Source organism: Tunturiibacter gelidiferens (genome assembly GCF_014201335.1).
Classification (GTDB): domain Bacteria; phylum Acidobacteriota; class Terriglobia; order Terriglobales; family Acidobacteriaceae; genus Edaphobacter; species Edaphobacter lichenicola_E.
The window spans coordinates 566,835-584,756 of the sequence record NZ_JACHEB010000002.1 but is presented as its reverse complement, the minus strand read 5'-3'; the positions used below and the strand labels follow the sequence as shown (position 1 = coordinate 584,756).

The 17,922-nt window shown below is 55.7% G+C and carries 13 protein-coding genes; all 13 read right to left on the bottom strand.

Annotated elements, in window-relative coordinates; translation table 11 throughout:
- Positions 1–3: 3 nt before the first annotated feature.
- The 13 genes from kdpA to HDF14_RS06125 all read right to left on the bottom strand — a co-directional run bounded on the left by kdpA (position 4) and on the right by HDF14_RS06125 (position 17,843).
- On the bottom strand, positions 4–1,779 hold the full coding sequence (kdpA, locus tag HDF14_RS06185) for a potassium-transporting ATPase subunit KdpA (RefSeq protein ID WP_183974577.1): 1,776 nt from the start codon (positions 1,777–1,779) through the stop codon (positions 4–6).
- A gap of 15 nt (positions 1,780–1,794) precedes the next feature.
- The gene (gene kdpF, locus HDF14_RS27435) at positions 1,795–1,881 is read right to left on the bottom strand and encodes a K(+)-transporting ATPase subunit F (RefSeq protein ID WP_183974673.1); all 87 of its coding nucleotides are present in this window, start codon (positions 1,879–1,881) and stop codon (positions 1,795–1,797) included.
- Positions 1,882–2,391: 510 nt separating this feature from the next.
- Positions 2,392–3,252: a DUF1003 domain-containing protein gene (locus HDF14_RS06175; RefSeq protein ID WP_183974575.1), complete on the bottom strand. Its 861-nt coding sequence runs from the start codon at positions 3,250–3,252 to the stop codon at positions 2,392–2,394.
- Positions 3,253–3,404: 152 nt separating this feature from the next.
- The gene (locus tag HDF14_RS06170) at positions 3,405–4,778 is read right to left on the bottom strand and encodes a sensor histidine kinase (RefSeq protein WP_313899498.1); all 1,374 of its coding nucleotides are present in this window, start codon (positions 4,776–4,778) and stop codon (positions 3,405–3,407) included.
- Between the two features lie 31 nt (positions 4,779–4,809).
- The gene (locus HDF14_RS06165; protein ID WP_183974668.1) at positions 4,810–6,213 is read right to left on the bottom strand and encodes a sigma-54-dependent transcriptional regulator; all 1,404 of its coding nucleotides are present in this window, start codon (positions 6,211–6,213) and stop codon (positions 4,810–4,812) included.
- Between the two features lie 19 nt (positions 6,214–6,232).
- On the bottom strand, positions 6,233–8,092 hold the full coding sequence (locus tag HDF14_RS06160) for a TolC family protein (protein WP_183974666.1): 1,860 nt from the start codon (positions 8,090–8,092) through the stop codon (positions 6,233–6,235).
- 50 nt (positions 8,093–8,142) lie between these two features.
- On the bottom strand, positions 8,143–8,850 hold the full coding sequence (locus HDF14_RS06155) for an ABC transporter ATP-binding protein (protein WP_183974573.1): 708 nt from the start codon (positions 8,848–8,850) through the stop codon (positions 8,143–8,145).
- A gap of 75 nt (positions 8,851–8,925) precedes the next feature.
- On the bottom strand, positions 8,926–11,469 hold the full coding sequence (locus HDF14_RS06150) for an ABC transporter permease (RefSeq protein WP_260698048.1): 2,544 nt from the start codon (positions 11,467–11,469) through the stop codon (positions 8,926–8,928).
- A 54-nt stretch (positions 11,470–11,523) separates the two neighbouring features.
- On the bottom strand, positions 11,524–11,964 hold the full coding sequence (locus tag HDF14_RS06145; protein ID WP_183974571.1) for a hypothetical protein: 441 nt from the start codon (positions 11,962–11,964) through the stop codon (positions 11,524–11,526).
- A complete protein-coding gene (locus HDF14_RS06140) occupies positions 11,961–12,680 on the bottom strand; it encodes an ABC transporter ATP-binding protein (RefSeq protein ID WP_183974569.1) in 720 nt (239 codons plus the stop codon). Before HDF14_RS06140 ends, HDF14_RS06145 begins: the two co-directional genes overlap by 4 nt.
- Before the next feature lie 39 nt (positions 12,681–12,719).
- Positions 12,720–13,979 (bottom strand): efflux RND transporter periplasmic adaptor subunit, encoded by a 1,260-nt coding sequence (locus HDF14_RS06135; RefSeq protein WP_183974567.1) that lies wholly within the window; start codon positions 13,977–13,979, stop codon positions 12,720–12,722.
- A 127-nt stretch (positions 13,980–14,106) separates the two neighbouring features.
- Positions 14,107–16,929: a DNA ligase D gene (ligD, locus tag HDF14_RS06130; RefSeq protein WP_183974565.1), complete on the bottom strand. Its 2,823-nt coding sequence runs from the start codon at positions 16,927–16,929 to the stop codon at positions 14,107–14,109.
- An 8-nt stretch (positions 16,930–16,937) separates the two neighbouring features.
- Positions 16,938–17,843: a Ku protein gene (locus HDF14_RS06125; RefSeq protein WP_183974562.1), complete on the bottom strand. Its 906-nt coding sequence runs from the start codon at positions 17,841–17,843 to the stop codon at positions 16,938–16,940.
- Between the last annotated feature and the right edge of the window lie 79 nt (positions 17,844–17,922).

Sequence of the window (17,922 nt, the reverse complement as noted above, 5' to 3'; positions counted from 1 at the left end):
GGACTAGAAGCTTTTGCCAGCGTGCATCATTAAGTGCTCAAGAACAGGACCGAGCGAGAGCGCGGGGAAGAAGGTAAGTGCCCCCACGATAACAACCACACCCACCAACAACACTGTAAAGAGGGGTGTATGCACAGGGAAGGTTCCTAGAGATGGCGGAACAAGCTTCTTCTTCGCAAGACTGCCCGCGATAGCAAGCATCGGAACGATCATCAGGAATCGGCCGATCAACATCGCTGCGGTTAACGACAGGTTGTACCAATGCGTATTCGCATTGAGCCCTGCGAAAGCAGATCCGTTGTTTCCAGTCGCCGAGGTGTAGGCGTAAAGAATCTCCGAAAGACCATGCGGCCCGGTGTTCGCAAGCGAGGAGAGCCCAAGATTCGGCATCATGAGCGCCACCGCCGAAAAACCAAGGATCGAAAGCGGAAAAATGAGCACGTACAGCATGGCCATCTTCACGTCATAGGATTCGATCTTTTTTCCTAAATATTCGGGCGTGCGCCCGACCATCAACCCGGCAATAAAAACAGCCAGGACGACGAAGATCAGCATGCCATAGAGTCCGGCTCCCACACCACCGAAGATCACTTCACCCAGCATGATGTTAACCATGGGGACCAGACCACCCAGCGGCATGAAAGAATCGTGCGTCGAGTTCACGGCACCGCAACTGGCGTCAGTTGTTACAGTCGCAAACAAAGCAGAATTGACGACGCCGAAACGTACCTCTTTGCCTTCCATATTGCCGCCAGCCTGCGTTAACGAAGCGCGCTGATCGACTGAGTGAAGGAGTGGGTTCGACTGCGCCTCAGCGTAGTAGGCCACGAAGACGCCAACAAGAAAGAGTGCAGCCATCGCAGCAAACACTGCCCAGCCATGCTTCGGCGCTCGCGTCATCCGCCCTAGAGTGACCGTTAGCCCAGCGGGTATCACAAAGATAGAGAACATCTGCATGAGGTTAGAGAGCGGCGTAGGGTTCTCAAACGGGTGAGCGCTGTTTGCATTGAAAAAACCTCCCCCGTTTGTTCCAAGCATCTTGATGGCCTCTTGCGAAGCAACCGGGCCTTGAGCAATGCTCTGCGTCGTTATGGTCTGCGTCACCGTCTTACCATCTGCGCCAGTCACGGTTGCAGTCTGCGACTGCACGAGCTTTGCCTGATCGTAAGGACGAAGATTCTGCACCACACCTTGAGAGATCAGCAGCATGGAATAGATTAGACAGCCAGGCAACAACACCCATAAGGATGCGCGTGTTGTATCAACCCAGAAATTTCCCAGCGTTTTAGACTCTCGCCTTGAAATTCCTCGAATTAGCGCAACGGCCAATGCCATCCCGGCGGCCGCCGAAAAGAAGTTATGGTAGGCAAGCGTGAGCATCTGGGTCAGATAGCTCATGGTCGTCTCAGGCACATATGACTGCCAGTTGGTGTTCGTTGTAAAAGATGCTGCGGTGTTCAACGCAAGATCTGGCGCCACAGCCCCGAGGTGCTGAGGATTGAGGGGCAGCAACTGTTGCAAGCGCTCAACGGCGTACGTTGCAAGCAGCGTAACCAGGCTGAAGAGCAGCATGACAACTGCGTACTCGGTCCATGCCATCTCATGCGTTTCCTCGATGCCGGTCAGCCGATAAATCAGTCGCTCGATCGGACGGAAAATAACATCTGCCCGGGTCCGTTCATGCTCGAAGACGCGAGCCATATACAAACCCAGAGGCTTTGCACAGACCATTACCAGTGCAAAAAAGAAGAAAATCTGGAACCAACCGTTCGCTGTCATGATAACTACTTCCTCTTAAAACTTTTCAGGGCGCAGCAGCGCATACACCAGATAGATCAGTAACGATACAGTTACAAAGCCAAGCAGCAATGTCTCGATCATCCCTGCTTCTCCTTGATCCCCAAGCGATCACACCCCATTGTGTAGCTGATCGCGATCAGGAAAAACAGCACGCTGGCACCTATACATCCCAAATCCCACATGGTCTTACCTCCAACCGGAAGTCTTACGTCCTAATCCACCACAGAGTCTCGATCAGTCACCAAAATTGAGCCTCCAGCGCAGGACGAAAACTTCGCGCTTCCGCACGTTCTCTTATTCAAGCAGCCGATACGTAAAGAAGGTGTAGAAAGGTCGTAAAGAAGTCGTATGTGGTGCGGAGCCTGATAACCAGAGCGCCTGATCGCGTTCAGTTAAACCTTCGGCCTTGACCGCACTCGCCAAGGCAGCAGTCGCATGCTGGGGCCATGGGATCTTTGAGATCGCATTGGTTAGGTTCTCTATCACTTGCTGCAAATTGACATGTCCCTTTGATCTGAACAGCTCCGACGATAAGCCCGATCGACGCCTATGCGCTTCCATCAACGCCGCCCGGTCTGTATCCACTCGCCGCTACGGAACTCGATCGGGCTGATTATTTAGCTTTAACTGGTCCCGCAACAGATCATCAACATCGCCGATTTTTTCCGTAAGAAGATTCAACTTGCTCGATAGGTTTTGAATCTCAGATTCAGCCCGAAGATTCACATCATAGTCCAACTCACCGCGCACTCTGTCTTTCGTATCCTGACGATTTTGGCTCATCATAATCACCGGCGCCTGGATAGCTGCCAACATCGACAAAAACAAATTGAGCAAGATAAATGGATATGGGTCCCATGCCCTCCCCTTCAGAGCGATGTTCACAGAAGCATAGATCACAAGGGTAGCTCCAAATAAGATGATAAAAGTCCACGACCCTCCGAATCGCGCGACAGAGTCGGCGATGCGATCACCAAAACCCATCTCCTCCTCAATAACGTCATTCGAATTGCGACTGGCTCGAAGCCGCACAAGCTCTTGTGACGCATGAAATTGCCGGCTTACTACCGTTAGCATGTCCATTCCGGCCATTGGCTTCTGCTGTAGAAGCGCAGCGATATCGTCGCGGCTCACCTCCACGCAGGTCGTCTCTTCCATCGCCAATGCCGTAGTTTGATGTGGTGTGTCCTCGAGCATTGAAGCGAAACCAAAAAACTCACCATCGCGAGGTTCATCTACCAAAACCTCCTGATGATCCCTGTCCACTGTAGTCACTCGCACAGTGCCCGACATCATCACATAAGCATGTTTTCCCGGCTCACCCAACTTGTAGATCCGTTGCCGTGTGGCAAATTTTTTGACCTCAACCTGCGCTGCCAACACCGCTATCTCTTCATCGTCGAGCAGCGCAAAGAGAGGAATTTGTCTCAGCTCTTCGACCTTACAAGCCATCTTTCACCTCATTTGATCCTGTGCTATTTTGCATGGGAAATGAACGGCTGCATATCCTCTTTCGATCCATCATCGTTAAAAGAACGACCCGGACCAAGAAGGCCACTGACCCATGAGCTGGCCTCTCTTGAACAAAATCGAGAAGCGTTGGATCATCCCGCAATCGGCAATCGAAGTTCGGCCCGGCACCCACCGTGACCACCCCTGCGGTTCGCCAGTTGCACCGATCCCCGATGCGCCTGAGCAATCTGCTGCGCCAGAACCAAACCAATTCCAGTTCCACCCGGCTTGGTCGTATAAAACGGAACGAACAGGTTGTTCGGGTTGGTCAGCCCCGGGCCGTTGTCCAATACCTCGATAATGACCTCTGAGCCTGCAGTACCCCAGACGATTTCTACGTGTGGTTCACACTCACCAATATCATCTGGACTCAGCGCAGCGTCGGCCGCATTGCGTACCAGATTAATCAGTGCCTGTTCAATATGATCAGCATCCACCTGCACCACAATATCTGCCGCCCCTTCAACGGTTACGACGACCCGTCTCTCCAACAGTGCGACCCTTTGCGCCAAGGCCGCTACCGACACTGACGCCAAACGGGGTGCGGGCAGCCCCATCAACTGCCGATATGCCTGCAGAAATCGGTTCAGCGACTCCGCACGATTCTCGATAACCTCGAGGCCTCGCTCAAAGTCAGCAGTTTCCCCAGTTGCATTATTCAACGTTGCGATTCGTCCACGCAGACTCCCAGCGATCGACTTGATGGGCGTCAACGAATTGTTGATCTCGTGGCCCAGAACGCGAATCAACCTCTCCCAGGCGAGTCGCTCCTCTTCCCTTAAGGCGGCGCTCACATCCGACAGCACGAACAGCGTATGCGGAATGCCGCGAAGCCGGAAGCCTGTTCTTTTCACGACCCATCGCACCGACTGCTGCCCGCTCCCCAGAGACATCACGTCTTCGTCCGCTACATCAAGTAGCTGCGCCAGATTCAACTCCGCCGCTGTGCGCCCAAGCGCTATCTGGACCTGCAGCCGGAATGCGTTCTCTCCTGCCGCATTCAGCAGCTTTAATCTTCCCTCGGGATCGAACGCTAACACCGGAGATTGCATCGAATCCATGACGCGCTCGACCAGCGCCATCGCCTCTAATGCACCCGCACGTTGCGCCTGCAGCATTCCCGCGAGTCGATTGATCTCGAGCGCCAAGTCCCCCATCGCATCATTTCTCCTACCCCCTCTGGCCCTGAAAGAAAAATCGTCCTCCCGCAACGCTGCCACCACGTTCGCCAACGTCTGCAGCGGCCGAATGATCTGCTCCATGAGAACGGATACCGCAAAAGTCCATCCAAGCGTGAGGCCAAGCAAAACGATAATCTGCAGAAGAGTCTCGACTGAATGTTGTCGGAGCTGAAGCCAGCACAGCAGCAGCAGCAATAACCCAGGAAGATAAAGCCATAGGCGCAGTCTCTTTTCAAAACTCACCCGTCGTGCCGATCTCCCCAGCGGCATACGGGTCCGCTTCACGTTGCCGCCGGATATCTCCCCATCTGGATCTTCAGAGACCATATTTTTCGATACGGCGATAAAGCGCACCTCTGCTCAATCCAAGTGCATCAGCCGCATGGCTCACATTACCACCCGCACGGGCTAGCGCCTTGCGAATCAGGATTGCCTCGACTGACTCGAGGCTCATCTCATCCATGCTCTGTGCCCCTGCCCGCTGCGTATTTAACCCCAGGTCCGCGGGTTCAATATGCACTCCGCGCGCCATCAGGACCGCACGTTCGATGGTATGGTCGAGTTCGCGCACGTTGCCCGGCCAGCCATACTGCAGCATCATCTGGAGCGCAGACGGTTCCAGCCCCTGAATCGGTCTGCGATAACGTGCTGCATATCGCGCCATAAAGTGCCCGGCCAGCGCCGGAATATCTTCACGTCGTTCCCGAAGCGGCGGCAGACTGATCTCAACCGTATTCAGACGAAAAAATAAATCTTCGCGGAAACGCCCCGCTGCACACTCTACATGGAGATCCGCATTGGTTGCAGAGAGCATTCGCACATCTACCTTCTGGGTCTTCGAAGATCCTACGCGCTCCAGCTCTCCCGTCTCTAACACCCGCAGCAACTTCGCCTGCTGCCGCACCGGAATATTTGCAATCTCGTCGAGAAAAAGCGTCCCACCGCTCGCCAGTTCAAATCGCCCGATACGATCTGCGCGAGCATCAGTAAAAGCACCCTTCACATGTCCGAACAACTCACTCTCGAAAGTCCCCTCAGGCAACGCTCCCGTGTTTACAGCGACAAGTGTTCTCTCCGCACGCGACGACAACCGATGTAGCGTCTGCGCCACAATCTCTTTGCCTGTGCCATGCTCGCCCGTAATCAACACATTCGCATCCGATGGACCCACCCGAGCCATAGTCTCCAGCACAGGCCGCATCGAAGCCGCAGCTGCAATGAAATCCGGAGCTCCAGGTGCCCGCAGGATCCGATTCTCCGCCTCCAACCACCGCATTTTCTTCTGACTGCGATGCAACTCCATTTGAGTCCGCAGAATACTCAGCAACCGAGCATTCTCCCACGGCTTCTGAATGAAATCTCCCGCACCCCGGCGCATCGCTTCTACCGCAAGATCAATATTGCCCCACGCCGTCATTACGACGACCGGAAGCTGCGCGTCGATCTCCTTCACCCGAGCCACAAGATCCAGTCCCTCCTGGCCGGAGGTCGTATCCCGCGTGTAATTAAGATCGATCAGTACGCCATCGAAGCTCTCATGCGCCAGGGCGTCGAGCACCAGCGCCGGCGTTCGCACCATCTCCAACTGATAACCTTCCGGCTTCAACAACAGCCGGAGCGCCTCTAGAATATGGGGCTGGTCATCCGCAATCAGGAGCCTGCACGACGCCTCTGCATCTTCCGCTCCCGATTCGTTCTTATCAATTCGCTCCGCCAGCATGGTGACCTGCTCCTGCGCACTACTGCCCACTCGGGGCAATACCCGTCTTCGCTGATTCTATCGAAATATCGTTTGCTTCCAGCGTAGATCCGACCGCGCGATCCACCTCAATCTTAGCCTTTTGATATGCCGTCATCGCCGCAACCAGCGTTGACTCCGCCGCTGCCAGATCGCGCCGCGCCGTCAGAGTCTGGTAGTTAGACCCCGCTCCTAGCTCCTGTTCCTTCGCAGTGATGTCGAAGGTCTTTTGCGCCAGGTCGCGCCCTTTGCGGGCCGATACCACCCGAGCCTCACTCTGCTCCAACGCGTATTGAGCGTTCCGAACTTCAATGCGAATCTGCTTCTTCAACTGCTCCAACCGCAGTTCCGACTGCCTTGTCTCCAACTCAGCACGGTATTGGTCCGACTTCGCCACGCGGTTTCGAAGCGGCACATTCACCGTTACTCCAACATAGTAGTCAGGAGCGCTATTGTTGAAGGCTGTTCTCAATGCTCCGGCAAAATCTGCCGGAGAAGTCGAGATCGTACCCGATTCAGGATTCTGCAATCCCGCCAGACCCGACCCGCCGTAGTACGCAGTCAACGCGACCGAAGGCAGCAAAGCATTGCGCGCCGCATCACGGCTCAACCGTCTGTTTTCAAGATCGATATCCGACTCGCCCAACTCCAATCTGTCTTTCAGCGCACGCGCCGTCATATCTTCAGTCGGGCCCTGCGTAGTCGTGTCCGTCATCGCGCTCTGATCGGTCGGCCGCACCGGCATCGCTTCTAAAATAGGATCGTCAAGGTTTTTCGTAAGCGCATTTTTGATTAGCAACTCCTGAAACTGCAAGGTCGTCTTCGCAATCGTCAGGTCTTGTTCTCGGCTCGCCTCTTCAGCTTCGTCCTTCATTACATCCATCGCAGGAATCGCCTGCAGTGCAAGCTGTTTGCGCCCGCTCTCCAACGTCTGGCGAGCAAACTCGAGCGACCGGCTCTTCACGCCTTCGTCCTCATACGCGGCAACCAGATCCCAATACATGTTGGCGATCTGCGTCACCGTCGTCACTACCTGCAACCTGAAGGCCTCGTCCGAGATCCGCTGATTATTCTTGGCGATCCGCGAAAATCGTAAGTTTGGCCCGAGACCGAAACCTGCCAACAACTGCTGCTGCAGTGCAATGTGATAGTAGCTGTTCAGCGCAGGGACAAGAAAGCTCTCAGGACTGTTTGTCGTTCCACGGTTGTTGTCGAAGACCGCCGATATCGAAGTCCCAGTCGGAAATGCCTGCGTATAGCCGATATTTCCCGTCGTCGTGTTTTGCTGCAGCTCTGGAACTCCGTAAACGACCGTATTCGACAGCGGCTCCGCAAAGTGTTCAATACTGAAAGTCCCCGTAATTGCTGGATCATACGAAGAGACGTTCGTACCTGCACCGAGGGTCGACGAGACAAGACCGGACGCTCCGGAACCTGCGCCACCAGCACCGCCCGAAGTGCCTCCAGCTCCAGCTCCACTCGGCCCTGGGCCGAAGCCGCCTACTCCGCCCCCAGGCGTATTCTGCACCACGCCCGTATTGACTCCGCGAAACGATCCGCCCGCCTGTGTACGCAAAACATCGGCCGCCGCGATCGGGATATTGTATCGAGCGATCGCAATATCGAGATTGTTTTCAAGCGCTAACGAGATCGCATCCTTCAAGCTCAGCTCAAGCACACCATCCTTCACCAGAGCATCGATCCGCGGCGAGTTCGCCAGATTCGGTCTCGGGACAAGTGTGGCTCGAAACGTGTTCAACGGATTATCAGAGTGCGGAATATCCAGACGCAACGCGGGCTGAGCCGCCGCAGGTGCGGTTTGGGTAACGGTTGCCTGCTGCACTTGTGCCCACAAAGGCATCTCCAGCAAAAACACTATGCTGAAGCAACGAAGCACTGAAGAACTCCCCTTCACGCTCGCACCCCCGCCCCTTCGGCTGCTACAAGACCTGCCGTATCCCGCGAAAGCCATCCATCTCGCAATTCAATCGTCCGCGTGCCGTATCCTGCATTCGTCTCCGAGTGCGTCACCTGCACTACCGTCGTACCCTCGTCATTCAGCTTTCGAAACAACTGCATAATCTCATTCGCTTGTTCTGAGTGCAGATTTCCCGTAGGCTCATCAGCCAGCAAAAGATTTGGCTTGTGAATGACGGCCCTCGCAATGCCCACCAACTGCTGTTGCCCACCCGAGAGCTGGTTCGGGAACAGATCCTTCTTCCCCACAATGTTGAAGCGATCCAGCGTATCCGCCACCAAAGCCTGCCGTTCCGACTTCGGAATATCCTTGTACGACAGCGGCAAATCGATATTTTCCGCTACGGTCAGATCGTCCAACAGGTGATAGCTCTGAAATACCATTCCTATTCTCCGCCGCGCGAGTTCGGCCCTCTGTTTACGATTCATCGCGTGAACCGCCTCACCAGCGAAATAAAACTCTCCCCTCCATTGATCGTCCAGCATCGCCAGTACATTTAACAGCGAAGACTTCCCCGCCCCAGACGGACCCATCACAGTTACAAATTCGCCCTCACGGATCGTGAGATTGATGCGCCGCAACACCCACGTCTCTGTATGGCCCGTCTTGTAGCTCCGTTCCAGTTGTTTCAACTCAATCATTCTTTGCTCCGTTTCAAAACTTCCGTCGACTCAACTTAGGATTAGCGACCACAACGGCCGATGCGTTCAGCTTCGCTACTCAGTCCGCAAAGCTTTGACCGGATCAGTGGAGGCCGCACGCCGCGCCGGTATCAACCCTGCGACGCAGGCCGAAACAACCAACACTACGATCGCTCCTGCAAAGACCACGGGGTCCTGCCCGCCAGTTCCATACAGTTGCGTCTTCAGAAAACGAACGCACAGTAACGCCACCGGCAACCCGATTGCAAGCCCAACTCCAGCCTGCAGCATGGCCTCACGCAACACCATGCTGACCACGTTGCCGCGTCCCGCGCCGAGTGCCATCCGTATCCCGATCTCAGGCGTTCGACGTGCAACCGTATAAGCCGTCACCCCATAGAGGCCAACCGAAGCCAGTACCAGGGCCAACATGCCAAACATCAGCGTCAACCGCGCGATCAACTTCTCCTGGGTAAACTGGCCCTCAATCTGACCGCCGAAGGTATTGAAGTTGACCACGGTCAGATTCGGATTAATATTCGCAAGAGTTCGCCGCACCTGCGCCTCCAATCCCTCCGAAGGCCCTCTCATCTGCAGCATGATCGCCCCCGCAAAGAGCGACCGCACATCCGCGTTATCCGACAAAGGAGCGTGCTGCAAAAACGGCCTGAAGTACATTGCCTGAACCGCCTCGCGCGGATTCACATACTTCACATCCGACACCACGCCGACAATCTCTATCTCCCCTGCGCTCTTCACACCATCCAGACCGAAGTGAGCGCCGATCGGGTCTTCACCATTTGGAAAAAATTTCTTCACAAAAGTCTCATTCACAACGGCCACTATCGGTGAAGTCCCGGTATCCTGATCGGTAATTCCGCGCCCACGCAAGATGCGTTGGCCGATCACCTGGAAGAAATCCGGCGTCACACGGTCCCACGACGCACCAACATGATCGTTCTGCCCAGGCTCGGGACGCCCCTGAATCGTTACGCCCTCGCCCCAGTTGTCTCCTTCGAGCGGAGTGTAAAGCGACAACCCCACCCCTTCGACTCCCGGCAATGCCCGGAAGCGATCCTCTATCTCTCCGTAGAGAGCCTGCAGCTGATCCGGCTTATATCCCGCGTTATCCGGACTGATATGAATTACCACGCGATTTTCAGTCTGCAACCCAAAATTCTGATGCTCGAGCTTGTTCAGGCTTCTCGTCAGCAACCCGGCACCCACCAGCAGCACCAGCGACAAGGCAGCTTGTGTCACCACCAATGACCGCTGCAGCAAAGAAGCGCTGTCCCTCGTCGACCGATTCGCGCCACGAAGAGATTCTGCAGGCTCCGAGTGAGAGGTGATCCATGCCGGCGCAATCCCAAAGATCAACCCAGTCAGCAACGACAAGCCAAACGCAAATCCCAACATAGGCAACGACGGACTCGCATGAATCGGCAGTCCAGGTGAATCAGGAAACGCCAGCGCTAACAACATCCGCGTCCCTGCATACGACACCGCGAGTCCGGCCACACCTCCCAGGCACGCCAGCACCAAGCTCTCAGTCAGCATTTGACGGATAATTCTCTTCCGCGCCGCGCCAAGTGCCATCCGGATCGAGGTCTCGGCCCGGCGCGCCATGCCCCGCACCAAAACCAGGTTCGCAATATTCGCACAAGCAATCAGCAGTACCAGACCGGAGATCCCCATCAGAAGCTCCAGCCCGCTTCTGTACTCCGCCTGCATATTCGCAATCCCAACCCCACCTGGCGTCAAAACTATATGTGACTTCGGCAGCGCCTTTTTTCCGTCCGCGTTCTGATATACCTTTTGCGGGATCAGCCAGTCCCGCAACAAACCGCTCATCTTCTCTTGTAGCGGACCAATCTGCGTGCCAGGCTTCACCCGGCCAAGCACATAGAGCCAGCTCGCCTCAGGGCGTTTCAGCAACGCACCTGGATCGAGAATCGGCTCCATCGTCACCGGAAGATAAAAATCGGGTGGCGTATCAGTCATTCGATCGCCATAAAAAGACGGCGGCGTGATTCCCACCACGGTCACAGGATGCGTATTCAATTCGAAGATGCTGCCCACCACGGAGGGGTCCATCGCATAATCACGCTGCCAGGCCCTGTAGCTCAGCACCGCAGCCATCGGCGCTCCGGCCACATCATCCGATGGCAGTAGAAGTCGGCCTGCATAAGACTGAAGGCCGAAAGTTTGAAAGTAATTTCCCGAGACAAACTCACCGGATGAGGCCTTAGACAAGCTGTTGCTCGCTCCCCGCCGCGCCGTCAGAGCGCCTTGGCTAACACCTGCCTGCATCGCCGCCAGCTGCTCAAACTCAGGTGCGCTGTCGCGCAGATGCTTATATAAATCATAGGCAAACAGAGAGTAGCCTTCATTCTCCGGACGCCCCCCCATCACGCAGCAATCATCTTTATCGCCCAGCCGCACCAGCGACTTCGGATCGCTCACCGGAAGGTTCTGCAGAAGTACCGCATGCACCAGCGTAAAGATCGCTGCGTTCGCGCCAATTCCAAGCGCAAGCGTCAGAACCGCCGTCAGAGTGAATCCCGGCGCCTTTCGCAACTGTCGCAGTGCATACGTTACATCCTGCATCAACCCGTTCATCCTCTACTCCATTCATTTCGCCGCCCCAATCAGACTGATCACGGCTCCTCTTTGTTACGCTGCCCGCCTGACAACCCGAAGGTGACAGCTCTTGCTTTTTTGAATCTCTTTCGTCGACCGGGCGCATTCGTAAGCCATGGGAGCAACCCGGATACCCGTGGTTCCCATCACGTAGTCTGCAACCTCGCGCTGAAAACTTGACACCCAACTGCGGGCGACACACCATCTCCGCTGACCTTTGCTGATCGTCTTCAACGTCGAAGTCACGACAGTCCGCATTACCTTGAGTTCTGTCTGCGCCGCAGCATGCAGCGTCGTCTTTTGGCAAGTCGGTCGTTCCTCCGTCCTCACGCTCTCCACCAAGCCGATAGCAGCAACGTTGAGCACGACGCCAAGCACAACCGCCGGCACCACATTCATCGCAGTTCCCGACATTCCAATCGCCCCGCACATCTGCTGTAGGAACAGCCTCATTTCCTCGATCAGTGTCATCATCCCTCTACCTCCGCCAAGAGCCGATTTAGCTCACCCTCCGCAACAACTTTGCCGTCGAACAGATGCACCTGCCGCTCTGCGTGTGCCGCAAATCGTGGATCGTGCGTCACCATGCAGATCGTCGCACCCTCTGCATGCAACTCCTGCAGCAGCTTCATCACTGCCTCGCCATTCTTCGAGTCGAGATTTCCCGTCGGCTCGTCAGCCAGCAAGATCGAAGGCGAACCCGCCAGGGCCCGCGCCACGGCTACTCTTTGCTGCTGACCACCCGAGAGCTGCGCCGGATAGTGTCGCATCCGGTGCGCCATATTCACGCGCTCAAGCGACTCCTGCACCCTCTTCTTGCGTTCCGTCGCGGGCATACCCGCACGATAGGTCAGTGGCAGCTCGACATTTTCAGCTACCGTCAGATCGCCAATCAGATTGAAGCTCTGAAATATAAACCCGATCTCTTGGTTACGGATCCGCGAGCGGTCTGCGAAGTTAAGATTCGCGACCGCTTTACCGTTCAGTGTGTACGAGCCGCCTGTCGGCGTATCCAGCAATCCGATGATCGACAGCAGCGTAGACTTCCCACATCCCGACGGGCCGGACATCGCCACATACTCTCCACGATTAATATTCAAATGCACACCTGACAGCGCATGCGTTTCAATCTCATCCGTGTAAAAAATCTTCTTCAAGTCTTCAATCTGAATCATCGTATCCGTCGCCATCCCTGCTCTCCTTTATCCCGGCAGTCGCCTGGGCTCTGTCTAATTCAAGCGAATCCGATCCGTGTTATCCCACCGGCTCATGTCCGACAGAATCACCGTATCGCCTTCCTGCAATCCTTCCAGCACCTGAATGCTGTTCACCGACGCACGTCCTACCTTCACCGGAACTCTGACCGCAGTCTTGCCGTCCGCCCCCTGCTTGAAAAGACTGATCGTGCTGTTCTCATTCCCGAACGCCGGACGGCCCACATAGAGCACATCGGTCATCCGGTCCAGATCGATCGTTCCATCAACACTCAAGTCGGGTCGAGCACCCTGCGGCAGGGCTCCAGCAAGCTCTACGTCAACTGTCACCGTTCCGTTCAATACCGCCGGATCAATTCGCATTACCTTTCCGTTGATCACGCCGTTATGCGTATCGATCTCCGCCGGTTGGCCGATCTGAATATCACGCGCCTGGGTCTCGGCGATCTTCAAACTCGCCTTCAACTGGTCAGGCTGCACCACCTTCGCCAACGTCGTTCCCGGTGCCACATGCTCGCCCACCTGATGCGGCAGCTCAACCAGCACCCCGCTGATCCCCGCACGCACACTCAACGCATCCAGCTGCTTCTGCTTCAACCCAAGTAGCGCCTTCGCCTGATCAACTTTGGTCTGTTGCACTGCAAGCTGCGTCTCAATCGTCTTCTCATTCAGCGTAAGCCGCTGCTTTTCAAGATCATTGCGCGTGGTCAACTCATCGGCCTTACCCTTCGACGCGCTGTAGGTCAATCCGCTGATCACACCCAGATCGAACAACGACTTATCCGTCTGCGCCTGCAGTTGAGCCTGAGTATGATCTGCGCCGACCGTCGCCGCCGCGGCTTTCTGGTCCATCAGGTCACTCTGCACCTTCGCGCGCGTGTTGATGTAGTCCGCCTCCGCGCCCTTCATCTGCAACTGCGCGTCCAGCAACTCCTGCTGCAACTGTGGATCGACAAGATCCATCAGAATCGTGTCCGGCTCAACCTTTGCACCCGGCAATACGCGAATTCGCACAACCGTCGCTTCGGTCTCAGAAGGTATCAGCCGAATCTTGTCTTCCCGCGGAACCAGCGAACCCGGTCCACGCACTTGGCGCAACAACGGCCCACGCTTTACCGAATCGGTCCAAACAGTCGCCCGATCAACCTCAGGCGCCGCAGGCTTCAACCGGGTCACAAAAAACGCAATCGCGGCGAGCACCACTACAGCGCAGCCGCCTGCGATCCACTGCCGACGCATCTTCTTCTGCTTTATATCTGGTCTGGATATATCCATTGCGCTCGTTCTAAGTGCAAGCGCAAGGCCAACCTCAACCACATCCTTTCAGGCACTTAGAGAGCACCGCGCACTCCCGCCCGTCCGCAATCGAAACAAACTGTCCATTATCGAACACGTGACTTAGCTAAGCTGCCGGCGATATCTTTAGAGTTTCCAACATCTTCGCCGTTATCCGCTGCCTCAACTTCAAAAACTCTTTCCACGGATCGCGCTTCAGTTGTCCCTGCCACTCCACAAAATCTGCAACGCGCACGACGGTCCGCGTTGCCGCCGTCAGGTCGCCCCAATCCAGCGGAAGCGAAACTGCTGCGCCAGCACGCGCCCGAGGAGAGAAAGCCGCCACCGCAGTCGCTCCCCGCTCGTTTCGCAGGTAGTCCAGGAAGATTCTGTCCTTCCGCGCGGCTTTGCTCATCTTCGTCAGATACAAACCTGGTTGATCCTTCTCCATCTTCAACACAAACGCATGCGCAAACTGCTTGATCACGGCCCAGTCGTACTCCGGAACAAACGGAATTACCACATGCAGCCCCTTCCCCCCAGTGCTCTTCAAAAAGCTTTCGAGTCCTAACTTCTTAAGCTCTTTCCGAACCTCCCCAGCACTCTCTGCCAACCTCGGCCACGCAATCGCGGCATCCGGATCAAGATCGATGATGATACGGTCCGGATGCTCAAGATCCTCATTGCGCGATCCCCAAGGATGAACCTCGAGCACACCCATCTGCGCAAGTCCAGCCAGCGCCTCCGCCGTAGACAATGTGATGTAAGGCTCGATCTTCCCAGTCTTCTTATCCGGCACATCCACCGAAGTAATCCCAGGCGGCAGCATAGCGTTCACATGCTTTTGATAAAAACACGGCTTCTCGCTCCCGTCAGGGCAGCGCACGAGAGATACTGGACGCCCCTCGATATGCGGCAGCATATGGGACGCGATTGCCCAGTAGTAATCCGCTAGCTGCTGCTTGGTAAGCTGCGTCTCCGCATCAAGAACTTTCTCAGGGTGTGTCAACCGTACCGGAGCGTTCTCCAACGTTAACTTCGCACTCTTCTTCGCAGCCTTCACAGGAGCCGCCTTTGCAGCATCTTCCTCGCCAGACTCAGTCTTCGCCGCAATAGGTGCAGAAGCGTGGTGGGAAGCATTCTTCGCACCGCGTGCTCGGGGCGCAACTGTCGGTTCTTCTCGCCGAACCTCGCTGGCGGGTTTATCCTCTCGAAGCCCTTTGAACGAAGCCTGCCGCACGAGGTTATCCGCGGTCCACGTTGCAAAATTGACCTGCGCCACCAGATCTGGCTTCACCCAGATCGCTCCCCGTCGCGCCTCTGCCGGAGGGCTCTCGAACGGATTCTCTTTTTGACGTAGCTCTTCAAGCTGATTACGAAGCACACGGTGCGTCTTCTGCGTAAATCCCGTACCTGTTCTTCCCGAGTAGACCAACTTCTTATCGTCGTAATATCCCAGCAGCAACGCCCCAACTCCGTGAGTCCCGTTCGAAGGCAAAGTAAATCCGCCAATAACGAACTCCTGCTCGTGCACGCACTTCAGTTTCAGCCAACTCCCGCCTCGGCCACTCGAATACTTGCTGGCAGTGCGCTTGGAGATAATCCCCTCAGTATGCATCTCGCAAGCTTTGCGAAAGACCACAGCCCCGTCCGTCTCAAGATGCTCACTCAGGCGCACAAACTCTCCGCTATCCTCAAGAAGTTTTGCAAGCAACCTCTTTCTCTCAATCAACGGCAGCCCACGCAGGTTGTGTCCGTTCAGATGCAGCAGATCAAAAATGAAATAACTAAGCGGCTTCTTCACACCCTCCTGAAAAGCAGCCTGCAGATCGGCAAAGCTGGTAGTACCGTTCTCCGCCAACACGACAACCTCGCCATCCAGAACCGCTCGCTCCACTGGCAACTCTCCCACCAGAGCTGCAATCGTCTTCATTCGGTGCGTCCAGTCAAGTCCAGTTCGCGTCAGCAGCTGAACTTTGTCACCATCCTTGCGACCCTGAATCCTATAGCCATCCAGCTTCAACTCATGCAGCCATCCGGCACCACTAGGCGCAGTCGTAGCCTGCAATGCCAGCTCCGGCTTAATAAACTCTGGAAGTTTCTCCTTAGGCGCTCCCACTGGCACCTTCAATTCATCGGTAATCTTCTTCGACTTCCGAGGCGCCTCGGCCTCGTTAATCGTGGCCGCCTCCACATCGGCCTTCTTCGGAACTTCAACACCGGCTTCCTTGCGATACCAGGCATCCCCCCGCGCCGTCTCCTTCGAGTTCCACACATGATCTTCGTTGCTCGCAATCTCTTCGAGACTCCGCCCCGTCACAACGCTATTCGGCTCTTCCTCCGTGACAGCCGCGTCATCCTGCTTCCGCTCGAACTCGTCGTGTTCCTTGATCAGCAGCCAATTCGGCTTACTTTCATTCGCAGCCTTGCCGCCCATGCGAATCAGCGCCCACTTTCCCTTCATCTTCGTGCCGTGCATGATGAACTTCAGCGACCCTGTCCTCAGTCCCTCATCGACATCGTTATACCCCGCCTGCGGCTCCCACGTTCCCTGGTCCCAAACCATCACAGTGCCGCCGCCATACTGACCCTTCGGAATGATCCCCTCAAAGCCACCGTACTCCATCGGATGGTCTTCGACCTGCACCGCCAACCGCTTGTCTCCAGTAAAGTAGCTTGGCCCCTTCGCCACTGCCCAGCTCTTCAACACCCCATTCCATCCAAGCCGAAAATCGTAATGCAGCCGCGTAGCCGCATGCTTCTGAATCACAAAGGGCAGCCCAGATCCCTGAGCTGCCCTGTTCTTTGAAGTTTTTTTTGACTCTTCTTCTCCACTAGGCTCCGCCGTTACATCGAAGTCACGCATCGACCGATAGCGTTCTAGCTGCTCATCGACAGCATCCGCTGCACTCGCTGGTGACTTCGACTTGGCTTTCTTCTTCGTAGCCATGGCGAACGCTAAGCCGACTTACGCGGCTTCTGCGCCTTCGCTGGCTTTACTAGTTCGATGCCCTTCTGTGTCTCCGCCGCCGCTGCCTTCGCCGGAGCCTTCTTCTTGCCCGCTCCAGCCGCAACCTCATCACCCTGCACACTCTTCCGCAGCGCATCCATCAAGTTGATCACCTTGCCCGATGTCGGCACTGGCTCATCCTTCGGAATCGGCGCATGCTTCACCTTCGCCTCAACCATCTCGCGCAACGCAGCTTCGTACTCATCCTTGAACTTCTCCGGATCAAACTTCGAAGCCTTGCGCTTGATCAGCTCCTTCGCCAACGAAAGCTGATCCTCATCCACCGCCACCTTCTTGATGTCTTCGAAATACTCCTTAGGGTTGCGAAGCTCATCCGCATAGCGCATCGTGTAGGCCATCATGCCCGGCAGTTTGTCATCCGTGGCTGCCGAGACCGCAATCAGATGTTCCCGTCCGCTAAACGCAATCTTTCCCAGCGCAATCTTCTTCATCGACTGCAATGCTTTGCGAACCACCGCAAACGCCTCCGCCTGAACGTCATTCTCCGGTGCCACAAAATAGGGCTTCTCGAAGAACTCCGGATTAAGCTCGCCCTCATCGACAAACTGCGTCACCTCAATCGTGTGCTTCGAAGGAATTCGAATCTGCTCAATCTCCTCCGGCTCGATCATGACGTACTCGCCCTTGCGATACTCATACCCCTTCACGATGTCCGAGCTCTCGACCTTCCCTTCATCGCCGGAAGAAACCTTCTGATGCTTGATCCGCTCACCGGTCTTGCGACTCAGTTGATGAAAACGAATCTCGCTCTTCGACTCCGTCGCCGTAAAGAGCTTGACTCCAAACGAAACAAGCGAAATCTGTATCTGACCTGACCAGTAAGGACGTGCCATAAGGGGTTCTCCAGTTCAATTGGAAGCAAACAAAGGCCCGGAAGATGCTTTTATCACCAGAAACCCCGCCAATACAACC

Excerpts from the sequence above, each read along its gene's own strand:
- kdpA (WP_183974577.1), bottom strand. The coding sequence starts at position 1,779 with ATGACAGCGAACGGTTGGTTCCAGATTTTCTTCTTTTTTGCACTGGTA.
- HDF14_RS06165 (WP_183974668.1), bottom strand. The coding sequence starts at position 6,213 with ATGCTGGCGGAGCGAATTGATAAGAACGAATCGGGAGCGGAAGATGCA.
- HDF14_RS06150 (WP_260698048.1), bottom strand. The coding sequence starts at position 11,469 with ATGAACGGGTTGATGCAGGATGTAACGTATGCACTGCGACAGTTGCGA.
- HDF14_RS06125 (WP_183974562.1), bottom strand. The coding sequence starts at position 17,843 with ATGGCACGTCCTTACTGGTCAGGTCAGATACAGATTTCGCTTGTTTCG.
- kdpF (WP_183974673.1), bottom strand. The coding sequence starts at position 1,881 with ATGATCGAGACATTGCTGCTTGGCTTTGTAACTGTATCGTTACTGATC.
- HDF14_RS06135 (WP_183974567.1), bottom strand. The coding sequence starts at position 13,979 with ATGGATATATCCAGACCAGATATAAAGCAGAAGAAGATGCGTCGGCAG.
- HDF14_RS06160 (WP_183974666.1), bottom strand. The coding sequence starts at position 8,092 with ATGCCTTTGTGGGCACAAGTGCAGCAGGCAACCGTTACCCAAACCGCA.
- HDF14_RS06140 (WP_183974569.1), bottom strand. The coding sequence starts at position 12,680 with ATGGCGACGGATACGATGATTCAGATTGAAGACTTGAAGAAGATTTTT.
- HDF14_RS06175 (WP_183974575.1), bottom strand. The coding sequence starts at position 3,252 with ATGGCTTGTAAGGTCGAAGAGCTGAGACAAATTCCTCTCTTTGCGCTG.
- HDF14_RS06145 (WP_183974571.1), bottom strand. The coding sequence starts at position 11,964 with ATGATGACACTGATCGAGGAAATGAGGCTGTTCCTACAGCAGATGTGC.
- HDF14_RS06155 (WP_183974573.1), bottom strand. The coding sequence starts at position 8,850 with ATGATTGAGTTGAAACAACTGGAACGGAGCTACAAGACGGGCCATACA.
- ligD (WP_183974565.1), bottom strand. The coding sequence starts at position 16,929 with ATGGCTACGAAGAAGAAAGCCAAGTCGAAGTCACCAGCGAGTGCAGCG.